Here is an 11,217-nt window from a genome sequence, read left to right on the forward strand (position 1 = left end):
GCTGTGTTGTGAAGTGCTTCACAACCCGGTTGCGATTCGATGACGCATTGCCGCGCGAACTGCGGGGATCGGAATCCTTCCCGCGTTCGTTTGCCGGTATGGATTAAACGTCAGGGTCAGGGCCGTCTGCGCTTCAGCTCGGAAGCGGGCGCGCGATCAATTCGGCCTTCGCGATTGCCAGCCGATCTATGCAATCCCGATCTGTGCGCTGCCCCTCTGGGTGCTGCTGTTTGCGTTGCTGATGCTGCTCACGCCGATCTACCCGACGAGTTGCCTCGCCGCCGCCGAGATCATCACCAGCCCGCCGGTGATCACCGCGACATCAAGGATCGCGGTGTGGATGTGCACCGGCATCCGCTCGACGAAGGCCTTTGCGAGAAACGCGCCGGGGATCGCGATCGCGCCGATCAGCAGCGCGAAGGCGAGCACCTGCGCGGTGACTGCGCCGGCGAGGCCGAACACCGAGATCTTGATGAGGCCGGTGCCGAGCGAGATCATCGCGTCTGTTGCGATCACGGCGGCGCCTTCGAGGCCGGCGGCCATCAGCAGCGATAGCAGGATCACGCCGGAGCCCGAGGTGCCTCCGACCAGCACGCCGTAGCCGACTGAGCCAGCGGCAAGGCCGCTGTCGCCGATCTTGACCTTTCGGCGGCGGAGCACGCGGCGCAGCGGCACGCTCAGGATCAGCATGGAGCCGATCACGAACGCCGCGCCCGCATTGGTGAGACGCGTGTAGCCGTAGGCGCCGAGCGCGGTCGTCAGCGCTGCGCAGGCGAGCACGATCAGCGCGCGGCGACGGTCGGCATAGCGCAGATAGGCAACGGCTCGGCTGGAATTGGTGAAGAGTGCGGAGATCGCGATGATCGGCACCACGGGCTCGGCGCCGACCAGCGGCACCAGCACCAGCGGCATCAGGGCGCCGGTGCCGTAGCCGGCGAGACCACCGATGATCGAAGCAAACAACGCCATCAACGCGACCAGCAGGAGCTGAAAGATCGAGATGTCGGCGAAGCCTGAGACGATGGTCACGTTCTCTCGTCGCGGCTGATTCGTGCCGCAGCTTGATCGGCGATGGAAGCGAGTGCGGCTTCCTCTAGGGGAAAATCCGCCGCAAGCCAAGCGTCCTCGGCGAGCGTCAACACATGTCCGAGCGCGGGTCCTTCGGCCAGACCGCGGGCGATGAAGTCGGCGGCCTTCAGCGGAAATTTCGGCGCAGTCCAGCGCTGCGGCAGCTCGGCGAGAGCGCGCCAGCGCATCGAGGTGACGTCGCCGCCGGCCCGCGCCCAGCCGAGCAACACACGATCGTGATAACGCTCGGGGCCGAGCCGATAGAGCAGACGCCGCGCGTTGGCCTCGTCCTTGGTCGTGAAGCGCCACCAGCGGTGGCCCATCGAATCCAGTGCCTTGGTCTCGGCATTGGAGAGCCGCAAGCGCGCGGCGACGCGCTTGGCGTCCTCGGTCACTGCAACGGTCAGCGCGGCTAGGCGCCGCGTGCTGCTTGCAGCGAGGCCGAGTTCGCGCTCGATCGCGATCATCGCCGACAGCGGCCCGGTATAGGCGACGCCGCCGATCAGCGCCTGCAGCAATCCGCCATCGGCCATGGCCAGCACGGCCGCGGAGGCGCGAGCTGCCACCAGCAGCTTCAGCATCTCCATGCGCACGCGCTCGGCCGAGAGGCTGGCAAGACCCTCACGCCCCCGGATGCAGGCGAGATAGCCGTCGCGGTCGGGATCGCCGGCACCAAAGGCGGCGTGGATGCGGAAGAAGCGCAGGATGCGCAAATAATCCTCGGCAATGCGCTGGTCGGGATCGCCGATGAAGCGCACGCGACGCGCCTTGGCATCCGCGATGCCGCCGACATGGTCGTAGACCACGCCTGCCGCATCGACCGACAGGCCGTTCATGGTGAAGTCGCGCCGCTCGGCGTCCTTGACCCAGTCGCGGCCGAACGCGACCTTGGCCTTGCGGCCGAAGGTTTCGGTGTCCTCGCGCAGGGTCGTGACTTCATAGGGGTGGCTGTCGATCACCAGCGTGACGGTGCCGTGGTCGATGCCGGTCGGTACGCTCTTGATGCCGGCAGCCTTGGCGCGCCGGATCACCTCCTCCGGCCGCGCGGTGGTCGCGATGTCGATGTCGCCGGGCTGAAGACCGAGCAGAGCGTTGCGTACGGCGCCGCCGACCACGCGCGCTTCCTCGCCGCCAGAGTTGAGCAATTGCAGGACGCACGCGGTCCCCCCTGCGGTCAGCCAGGGCGCATCGGCAAGAATTGGCGCAAGTATCGGCTCCGCGCTCATCGTGCGGCCCCTATTTTTCCACGCCCGGCACCAGCCGGCCATTCTCGATATGGGCGGGAACGTAGGTCGAATCCGGCGCGGCGCCGGAGAAATGCGCAAGTCCGATCAGGCCCGCGATCACCAGCACGATCGCCGCCAGCGCAAGGCGCGCGACGACCGCGACCGGCCAGGAGGAACGCGCGAACAGGCCGGACCGCGTCGCGGCCAGGAACAACGCGTAGACGGCAAAGGGAATGAGGAAGATTCCGATCTCGGTCAGAACCGTCCGGATCATGATGAATAGATCCGCTCATACAGCACACGCAGCATGCCCGCCGTCGCACCCCAGATGTAGCGTTCCGCGAACGGCATCGCGTAGTAGAACCGCTCCATGCCGCGGAATTCCTTGCTGTGCACCTGATGGTTCACCGGGTTCATCAGGAAGGATAGCGGCACCTCGAACGCGTCATCAACCTCGGAATGGTTGATGGTGAGCTCGAAGCCGGGCCTGACCCTGGCGACCGTCGGCAGGATGCGGAAGCCGAAGGCGGTGCCGTAGAGATCGAGATAGCCGATCGGCTCGACGAAATCTCTGGACAGCCCGACCTCCTCCTCGGCCTCGCGCAGTGCCGCATCCAGCGGCGAGGCGTCGGTGGCGTCGATCTTGCCGCCGGGGAAAGCGATCTGGCCGGCATGGTCGTTGAGATGCGCCGAGCGCTGCGTCAGCAAGATGGTCGGCTCGGGATGATCGACCACCGCGATCAGGACCGCCGCGGGGCGCACCGGCTGCTCGCGCGCGACGATCTCGAGCATCTTGTCGGTGCCGGGATCGCCCGAGGCGGGAATGATGTTCGGATCGTAGAGGCCGAGCGGAACGCCGAAGCCGAGCTTCGCCCTGGAGCGGGCGAAGAAATCCGCCGCGCCGAGCGGGACCGGATCGGTCGTTAGAATAGGCTTGTTCAAAGCGCGGCCCTCACCTGCTCCGCATCGGCCATGGGGAAGAATTCGCCTGATGATTCGACGCCGAACATCGGCTGGCCATCGACCATCCGCTCCTCACCCATGTCAACCAGATCGTAATAGAGCGCCCTTGTGACCTTGGCCCAGAGCTCGGCGCGAACATGCAGATAGGGCGTCAGCCCGCCGTCTTTGGCCTGCTCGAAACGCAGCCGGTGCGCGGCATCGCAGGTGACCCAGTCATCGACATTGGTGCGGAAGCGCAGCACGCGATGGTTGCCCTCGCCGTCCTTCTGCATCTCGACCGCCATGAAGGGCGCGTCGTCGACGCGGATGCCGACCTTCTCCACCGGCGTGACCAGGAAATGCTTGTCGCCCTCGCGCTTGAGGATGGTCGAGAACAGCCGCACCAGAGCGGGGCGCCCGATTGGCGTCCCCAAGTAGAACCAAGTACCATCGGAGGCGATTCGGATGTCGAGATCGCCGCAAAACGGCGGATTCCACAGATGCACCGGAGGCAGGCCTTTCTTGGCGCCTTCGGCATTGGCAGCACTTTTGGCGGCGGCAGTCAGTCCCTCGAGACCGCGATCCGCGCTCTGCCCTTGGTTCGCCATGGTTTGCCCTGACTTTGTCCTTGGCACGATTGGTGCAGGTCTACGTTGTTCTCGGGTGCACGGTTCCACCCCGGATTAGTCCGGTGGGGGAGGTCGCCACTTCGTGATGCCGTACATAACCCGAAGCCGATAAGGTGGGGATAGGTTAATTCAACGAATACATGGCCTTCCTGCAAGTCTAGCATAGGCCCATGATCTAGCGTGATGGCCTGGCGTGATGCGATGACATCGCGACGCAAGCCGCATGGCGCGCTGAAGGAGCTAAACGAATGGCGGAGAGTGTCGAGAAACTCGAGGACGGGATCGTTCGTTCGGCCGAGCAGGTGTCGAGCCAGATTCGCGCGGCGAAGGATGCGATCGCGTCCGTCATCTTCGGCCAGGATCGCGTGATCGAGAACACGCTGGTCACCATCCTCTCCGGCGGCCACGCACTGCTGATCGGCGTGCCCGGCCTTGCCAAGACCAAGCTGGTCGAGACGCTCGGCGTGACGCTCGGCCTCGATGCCAAGCGCATCCAGTTCACGCCGGACCTGATGCCGTCGGACATTCTCGGCGCCGAGGTGCTGGATGAGAGCACCGCGGGGAGGCGCGCCTTCCGCTTCATCGCAGGTCCGGTGTTCGCGCAACTGTTGATGGCCGACGAGATCAACCGCGCCAGCCCGCGCACGCAATCGGCGCTGCTGCAGGCGATGCAGGAGCAGCACATCACCGTGGCCGGCGCGCGCCACGATCTGCCGAAGCCGTTCCACGTGCTCGCGACGCAGAACCCGCTGGAGCAGGAAGGCACCTATCCGCTGCCCGAAGCGCAGCTCGACCGCTTCCTGATGGAGATCGACGTCGACTATCCCGATCGCGACGCCGAACGCCGTATCCTGTTCGAAACCACCGGCGCCGAGGAAACGCTGGCGAGGGGTTCGATGACCGCCGACGCGCTGATCACGGCGCAGCGGCTGATCCGGCGCCTGCCGGTCGGAGATTCCGTGGTGGAGGCGATCCTGTCGCTGGTGCGCTCGGCCCGCCCGGGTCCTGACGCCGGCGAAGCCGGCAAGTTCATCGCCTGGGGCCCCGGCCCCCGCGCCAGCCAATCGCTGATGCTGGCGGTGCGCGCGCGTGCGCTGATCGACGGACGGCTGGCGCCCTCGGTGGACGACGTGCTCGACCTCGCCGAGCCCGTGCTGAAGCACCGCATGGCGTTGACGTTCCAGGCGCGCGCCGAAGGCCGCACGATTCCGGACGTGATCCGGCAATTGAAGACACGGATCGGTTGATGGCAGCGGAGAACGGGCACGCAGCGAAGGAGATCATTGCGATCCGACGTGCCGATGGCGAAAGCCGCACGCTCGCTGCTTCCTTGCCGCGCCTGGTGCTCGAAGCCCGCCGCATCGCCGCCAACGTCATCCACGGCCTTCACGGCCGCCGCCGCGCCGGCTCCGGCGAGAACTTCTGGCAATACCGCCGCTTCGTCTCCGGCGAGCCGGCGCAGAACGTCGACTGGCGCCGCTCGGCGCGCGACGACCATCTCTATGTCCGCGAGCTCGAATGGGAAGCCTCGCATACGGTGTGGATCTGGCCCGACCGCTCGCCGTCGATGGCGTTCGCCTCCAAGACCGCGCGGGAGTCCAAGCTCGAGCGCACGCTGATCGTCGCCTTCGCGCTGGCCGAGCTGCTGGTGTCCGGCGGCGAGCGCGTCGGCATTCCCGGCCTGATGGCGCCGACCGCGAGCCGCAGCGTGATCGACAAGATGGCGCAGGCGATGCTGCATGACGATGCCGACCGCCTCAGCCTGCCGCCGTCCTTCGTGCCGGCAGCGCTGGCCGAGATCATCGTGCTGTCCGATTTCTGGTCGCCGATCACGGAGATCAAGACGACACTCGCAGGCCTCTCAGGCTCGGGCGCGCATGGCACCCTGGTGCAGGTCGTCGATCCCGCCGAGGAGTCGTTCCCCTATTCCGGCCGCGTCGAGTTCGTCGAGCCCGAGGGCTTCGGCGTGATCACCGCCGGCCGTGCCGAGAGCTGGGCGCAGGATTACACCGCGCGGCTCGCGCTGCACCGCGACCAGATCCGCGCCGAAACCAACAAGCTGGACTGGCTGTTCACTACGCATGCCACCGACCGTTCCGCCGCTGAGCTGTTGCTGTTCCTGCATGCCGGCATGCAGGTGAGCAAATCAGGCGCCCGCACCACGACGATCAAGGCGGGGCCGGCCGCATGATGGGATTGCCGCTCGCCTTCACCGAACCGCTGCTTCTGATCGGCCTCGTCAGCCTGCCCGTGCTGTGGTGGCTCCTGCGCGTGATGCCGCCGCGCCCGCGCCGCATCGAGTTTCCGCCGACGCGCCTGCTGTTCGACATCGCCCCGCGGGAGGAGACGCCCTCGCGGACGCCTTGGTGGCTGACCGCGTTGCGTCTCCTCGCTGCGGCTCTCGTCATTTTCGCGGCCGCCGGCCCGATCTGGAATCCGCAAACAGGCGCAGCCGACAGCAAGGCGCCGCTGATGATCATGCTCGACGACGGCTGGAGCGCGGCGTCGCACTGGGACATCAGGATCAGGGCCGCCGACGAGCTGATCGCCAATGCCGACAACGACCGTCGCGCCATCGCGCTCGTGCCGCTGTCCGAGCCGAACCGCGACATCACCCTGATGCCGGCGGGCGCCGCGCGCGTCGCGCTGCGGCAGCTCGCGCCAAAGCCCTATTCGATCGACCGCGTCGAGACGCTGACTGCGGTCGACCGCTTCCTGAAGGCCACCGGCGACTGCGAGATCGCCTGGCTGTCCGACGGCGTCGATACCGGCCGCGGCGAGGACTTCGTGGCTGGCCTCGGCAAGACCATCGGAGATCGCAGCCTGACCGTGTTCGAAGGCGGTACCTCCTCGCCGCTGGCGCTGGTCGCGGCCGAGAACGCCGCGGCGAAAATGACGGTGAAGGTGCTGCGCACCGACAGCGGCATCGCCATGGGCACCGTGCGCGCGCTGGACCAGAAGGCCTCGCCGATCGGAGAGGCCCGCTATGCGTTCGGCCCGCAGGACAAGGAGACCGACGCCGCGTTCGATCTGCCGGTCGAGTTGCGCAACGACATCACGCGGCTCGAGATATCGGGCGAGCGCTCCGCCGGCGCGGTGCAGCTGCTCGACAAGCGCTGGCGCCGCCGTGCCATCGGCATCGTCTCGGGTGCGACCAGCGAGACCGCGCAGCCGCTGCTGGCGCCGACCTTCTATCTCGCCCGCGCGCTGGCGCCGTTCGCCGACGTCAGGCTCGCCGACAAGGGTTCGCCGCAGCAGGGCATCACACAATTCCTGGACCAGAAGCTGCCGATGATCATCCTCGCCGATGTCGGCACCATCGCGCCGGAGCTGCGCGAGCGCCTCAATGCCTGGGTCGACCAGGGCGGCGTGCTGGTGCGCTTCGCCGGTCCCCGGCTGGCGCAGGCCGAGGACGATCTCGTGCCGGTCAAGCTGCGCAAGGGCGGCCGCACGCTCGGCGGCAGCCTGACCTGGGAGAAGCCGCAGCATCTTGCGACCTTCGCGGCCGACGGCCCGTTTGCCGGCGTCGCCGTCCCCAAGGACGTCACCGTGAGCCGCCAGGTGCTGGCCGAGCCCGATGCGGTGCTCGCCACCAAGAGCTGGGCCTCGCTGGAAGACGGCACGCCGCTGGTCACCGGCGAGCATCGCGGCAAGGGCCTCGTCAGCCTGTTCCACGTCAGCGCCGACATGCGCTGGTCGGATCTACCGATGTCGGGCACCTTCGTCGAAATGCTGCGGCGGGTGGTCGACATGTCCGGCTACACGTCCAAGCCCGGCGCAGGCGTTGCCGGCGAAGCCACCACCGAGACGGTGGCCCCGCTGCACATCCTCGACGGCTTCGGCGCCTTCGGGCCGCCGCCGGCCACGGCAAAGCCGTTGCCCGCGGATTACCGCGACCGGGCCACGTCAGATCATCCGCCGGGCTTCTATGGTCCGGCCGAAGGACCGCTCGCCGTGAACACGCTTGCCAGCGCCGACCGCATCGCCGCGCTGAACACCGCGAGCCTGCGCGCCCGGCATGCCACCTACACCAATGCCGAGCCGCGGGACCTGCGCGGCTGGCTGCTGTCGACCGCGCTCGCGCTGTTCCTGGTCGATGCCATCATCGTGGCGGTGCTCGGCGGCGGGATCGCCGCGCTGCTGCGCCGACGCGCCGCGCCCGCGATGATCGTGCTTGGCCTGCTGTTCGCCTCGCTCTCGCCAACGCCGTCACGCGCCGACAGCGCGACGGACGACTTCGCGATGAAGGCGACGTCGCAGACCCGCCTCGCCTATGTCGTGACGGGCAATGCCGACGTCGATTCCATCGTAAAAGCGGGGATGAACGGACTGACGCTGTTCCTGGCGCAGCGCACCGCGCTCGAGGCCGGCGATCCCGTCGGCATCGACCCCGCGCGCGACGAGCTCGCCTTCTTCCCGCTGATCTACTGGCCGATCGTGCCGGGCGCGCCGAAGCCGCCGCAGGACGCCATCAACAAGATCGACGCCTACATGAAGCAGGGCGGCACCGTGCTGTTCGACACCCGCGACGCGATCGAAGCCCCGCCCGGCGCCAACGGCGCGGCGCAGACCCCGGGCATGCGGACGCTGCGCGAGATCCTGTCCTCGCTCGACGTGCCCGAGCTCGAGCCGGTGCCGCGCGAGCACGTGCTGACCAAGACCTTCTACCTGCTGCGCGACTTCCCCGGTCGATTCGTCACCGGCCAGACCTGGGTCGAGACCCTGCCGCGCGACGAGGACGAGGACGAGGACAGCGCGCAGCGGCCGGCGCGCGGCGGTGACGGCGTATCGCCGATCATCATCACCTCGAACGATCTTGCCGGCGCCTGGGCGGTGCGGCCCGACGGCCAGGCCATGCTGCCGGTGACCGGCGGCGACACCCGCCAGCGCGAATTCGCCTACCGCGCCGGCGCCAACATCGTGATGTACACGCTGACCGGCAATTACAAGGCCGACCAGGTGCACGCACCGGCCCTGATCGAACGGCTGGGGCAATAGGACCGATATGAATTACGGCATCGCATTCACGCCGCTTGTTCCCGCGATCGTGCTGTGGCTCGCGCTCGCCGCGATCGTCGTCATCGCGCTTCTGCTGCTGGTTGCGCGCGCGCGCGGCGCCGCCGTGCGCGTGGCCGCGCTGGCGCTGTTCCTGCTCGCGCTCGCCAATCCCTCCTTCACCCGCGAGGACCGCGATCCCCTCACCTCGGTTGCCGCCGTCGTCGTCGACAAGAGCCCGAGCCAGAATTTCGGCAACCGCAATCGCGAGGCTGCGCAAGCGCAGGAGGCGCTGGTCGACGGCCTGAAGAAGGTCAAGGGGCTGGAGGTCCGTGTCGTCGAGGCCGGACAGGCCGACGGCGAGACCGACGGCACCAAGCTGTTCGGCGCCCTCGCCTCGGCCTTGTCGGACGTGCCGGTCGACCGTGTCGCCGGCGCGTTCCTGATCACCGACGGCCGCGTCCACGACATTCCGGCCAGCGCCACGGCGCTCGGCTTCCAGGCGCCCGTGCATGCGCTGATCACCGGCCAGAAGGACGAGCGCGACCGCCGCATCGCGATCACGGCGGCGCCGCGCTTCGGCATCGTCGGCCAGACCCAGACCATCAGCTATCGCCTCGACGACCAGGGCGTCTCCGGCGAGCGCGCCAAGGTCACGATCCGCAGGGACGGCGAGGTCATCAACGAGCGCACGCTCTCGAGCGGCCAGGCCGCGAGCGTCGACGTCGACATCAAGCATGCCGGCCCCAACATCGTCGAGATCGAGGCCTCGCCGCTCGAGAGAGAGCTGACGCCGGTGAACAACCGCGCCGTCGTTGCCATTGACGGCGTGCGCGACAAGCTGCGCGTGCTGCTGGTCTCGGGCGAGCCGCATTCGGGCGAGCGAACCTGGCGCAATCTGCTCAAGTCCGACGCCAGCGTCGATCTCGTCCACTTCACCATTCTGCGTCCGCCGGAGAAGCAGGACGGCACGCCGATCAACGAATTGTCGCTGATCGCGTTTCCGACCCGCGAGCTGTTCCAGCAGAAGATCAACGAATTCCAGCTGATCATCTTCGATCGCTACGCCCGCCAGGGCGTGCTGCCGATCGCCTATTTCGACAACATCGCGCGCTATGTCCGCGGCGGCGGCGCGGTGCTGGTCTCGGCCGGCCCCGACTACGCCTCCAACACCAGCATCTGGCGCACGCCACTGGATTCGGTGCTGCCGGCAGAGCCCGTGGGCGTGACGGAAAAGCCGTTCTATGCGCACCTGTCCGACATCGGCAAGCGCCACCCCGTCACGCGCGCCCTGGAGGGCTCCGCCAGCGAGCCGCCGCGCTGGAGCCGTTTCTTCAGGACCGTCGACACCCGCAATTCCGTCAACCCGCCGGTGATGACGGGAGCCGACGGCAAGCCGCTTCTGTTCCTGTCGCGCTTCGGCGAGGGCCGCGTCGCGCTTCTGCTCTCCGACCACATCTGGCTGTGGGCGCGCGGCTATGAGGGCGGCGGCCCGCATCTGGACCTGCTCAGGCGGATGTCGCACTGGCTGATGAAGCAGCCGGACCTCGACGAGGAGGCGTTGCGTCTGCAGGTGCAGGGCAAGAACCTCGTCGTGGTGCGTCAGACCATGGCCGACAGCGTCCAGCCGGTGAGCGTGACCTCGCCATCAGGCGCGTCGCAGGATCTGACGCTGAGCCCCGGCGATCCCGGCGAATGGCGCGCCAGCCTTCCCGCAAGCGAGCTCGGCCTGTGGCAGGCCACCGACGGCACGCTGAAGGCGCTGATCAATGTCGGCCCGACCAATCCGAAGGAGTTTTCGGAGGTCACCTCCACCGTCGACACGTTGAAGCCGCTGACGCAGGCGACCGGCGGCAACGCCGTGCGCGTGGCCAGCGGCGCCGACGTCGAGCTGCCGCGCATCCTGCCGGTGCGCTCGGCCAGCGTCTTCGCCGGCGACGGCTGGATGGGGGTGCGGATGCGCGATGCCAGCGTCGTCAAGGGTGTCGGCGTGCTGCCGATCTTTGCCGGGTTGATTGGCCTGCTGCTGCTACTCGGCGCGTTTGCTGCGACCTGGGTCCGCGAGGGGCGGTAGTTGCCCGAAGCTTGTTGAACGAGACTCGCGTAGCGCCGCGACGGCGGTGCGTTCCCTCCCCCCTTGTGGGGGAGGGCTAGGGAGGGGGGTAGCCCAGGAAAAGGGGCCGGTTGTTGACGATGCATCGGGCCTGTGCGCGACGGTAAGAGTCCCCGTGTGGCACCCCCCTCCCTGCCCCTCCCCCAAAGGGGCAGGGCTATCGCATATGGCTGAGGGTGGCCAAGAGGAATGCGTTGTCCCAGCCAGCGCGCTTGATTTTACGCCGGAGGGAAGCGCGATCCGG

General features: G+C 67.9%; 9 protein-coding genes. 4 read left to right on the plus strand and 5 right to left on the minus strand.

Features of this window, described 5'->3' with window-relative positions:
* Positions 1-258: 258 nt before the first annotated feature.
* From GGD65_RS37550 to GGD65_RS37570, 5 genes are read right to left on the minus strand one after another with little or no spacing between them, the layout of a single operon-like run.
* A complete protein-coding gene (locus GGD65_RS37550) occupies positions 259-1,029 on the minus strand; it encodes a sulfite exporter TauE/SafE family protein (protein ID WP_183238452.1) in 771 nt (256 codons plus the stop codon).
* On the minus strand, positions 1,026-2,294 hold the full coding sequence (locus GGD65_RS37555; protein ID WP_183238453.1) for a CCA tRNA nucleotidyltransferase: 1,269 nt from the start codon (positions 2,292-2,294) through the stop codon (positions 1,026-1,028). The genes GGD65_RS37550 and GGD65_RS37555 overlap by 4 nt, the downstream gene beginning before the upstream one ends.
* A 10-nt stretch (positions 2,295-2,304) precedes the next feature.
* Positions 2,305-2,568 (minus strand): DUF6111 family protein, encoded by a 264-nt coding sequence (locus GGD65_RS37560; RefSeq protein WP_018323296.1) that lies wholly within the window; start codon positions 2,566-2,568, stop codon positions 2,305-2,307.
* Positions 2,565-3,236 (minus strand): CoA pyrophosphatase, encoded by a 672-nt coding sequence (locus GGD65_RS37565; protein WP_183238454.1) that lies wholly within the window; start codon positions 3,234-3,236, stop codon positions 2,565-2,567. Before GGD65_RS37565 ends, GGD65_RS37560 begins: the two co-directional genes overlap by 4 nt.
* Entirely contained in the window at positions 3,233-3,844 is a 612-nt protein-coding gene (locus GGD65_RS37570; protein WP_183238455.1) for a DUF1285 domain-containing protein, read from the minus strand. The genes GGD65_RS37565 and GGD65_RS37570 overlap by 4 nt, the downstream gene beginning before the upstream one ends.
* A gap of 269 nt (positions 3,845-4,113) precedes the next feature.
* Here GGD65_RS37570 and GGD65_RS37575 point away from each other — a divergent pair, with 269 nt between their 5' ends.
* Genes GGD65_RS37575 through GGD65_RS37590 form a run of 4 tightly spaced genes read left to right on the plus strand, consistent with a single transcriptional unit; the run spans position 4,114 to position 10,934 of the window.
* Positions 4,114-5,112, plus strand: a complete 999-nt coding sequence (locus GGD65_RS37575; RefSeq protein ID WP_018323293.1) for a MoxR family ATPase — start codon at positions 4,114-4,116, stop codon at positions 5,110-5,112.
* Complete coding sequence (locus GGD65_RS37580) at positions 5,112-6,056, plus strand: DUF58 domain-containing protein (protein WP_183238456.1); 945 nt, start codon at positions 5,112-5,114, stop codon at positions 6,054-6,056. Before GGD65_RS37575 ends, GGD65_RS37580 begins: the two co-directional genes overlap by 1 nt.
* Positions 6,053-8,863, plus strand: coding sequence for a DUF4159 domain-containing protein (locus tag GGD65_RS37585; protein WP_183238457.1), 2,811 nt, complete (start codon positions 6,053-6,055; stop codon positions 8,861-8,863). The genes GGD65_RS37580 and GGD65_RS37585 overlap by 4 nt, the downstream gene beginning before the upstream one ends.
* Positions 8,864-8,870: 7 nt before the next feature.
* Positions 8,871-10,934, plus strand: a complete 2,064-nt coding sequence (locus GGD65_RS37590; protein ID WP_183238458.1) for a hypothetical protein — start codon at positions 8,871-8,873, stop codon at positions 10,932-10,934.
* Positions 10,935-11,217: the final 283 nt, after the last annotated feature.

The sequence above is a fragment of the Bradyrhizobium sp. CIR18 genome (assembly GCF_014198295.1).
Lineage (GTDB): Bacteria > Pseudomonadota > Alphaproteobacteria > Rhizobiales > Xanthobacteraceae > Bradyrhizobium.

Coding starts and splice junctions, on each gene's coding strand:
- GGD65_RS37555 (WP_183238453.1), bottom strand. CDS start 2,294: ATGAGCGCGGAGCCGATACTTGCGCCAATTCTTGCCGATGCGCCCTGG.
- GGD65_RS37560 (WP_018323296.1), bottom strand. CDS start 2,568: ATGATCCGGACGGTTCTGACCGAGATCGGAATCTTCCTCATTCCCTTT.
- GGD65_RS37570 (WP_183238455.1), bottom strand. CDS start 3,844: ATGGCGAACCAAGGGCAGAGCGCGGATCGCGGTCTCGAGGGACTGACT.
- GGD65_RS37575 (WP_018323293.1), top strand. CDS start 4,114: ATGGCGGAGAGTGTCGAGAAACTCGAGGACGGGATCGTTCGTTCGGCC.
- GGD65_RS37580 (WP_183238456.1), top strand. CDS start 5,112: ATGGCAGCGGAGAACGGGCACGCAGCGAAGGAGATCATTGCGATCCGA.
- GGD65_RS37585 (WP_183238457.1), top strand. CDS start 6,053: ATGATGGGATTGCCGCTCGCCTTCACCGAACCGCTGCTTCTGATCGGC.
- GGD65_RS37590 (WP_183238458.1), top strand. CDS start 8,871: ATGAATTACGGCATCGCATTCACGCCGCTTGTTCCCGCGATCGTGCTG.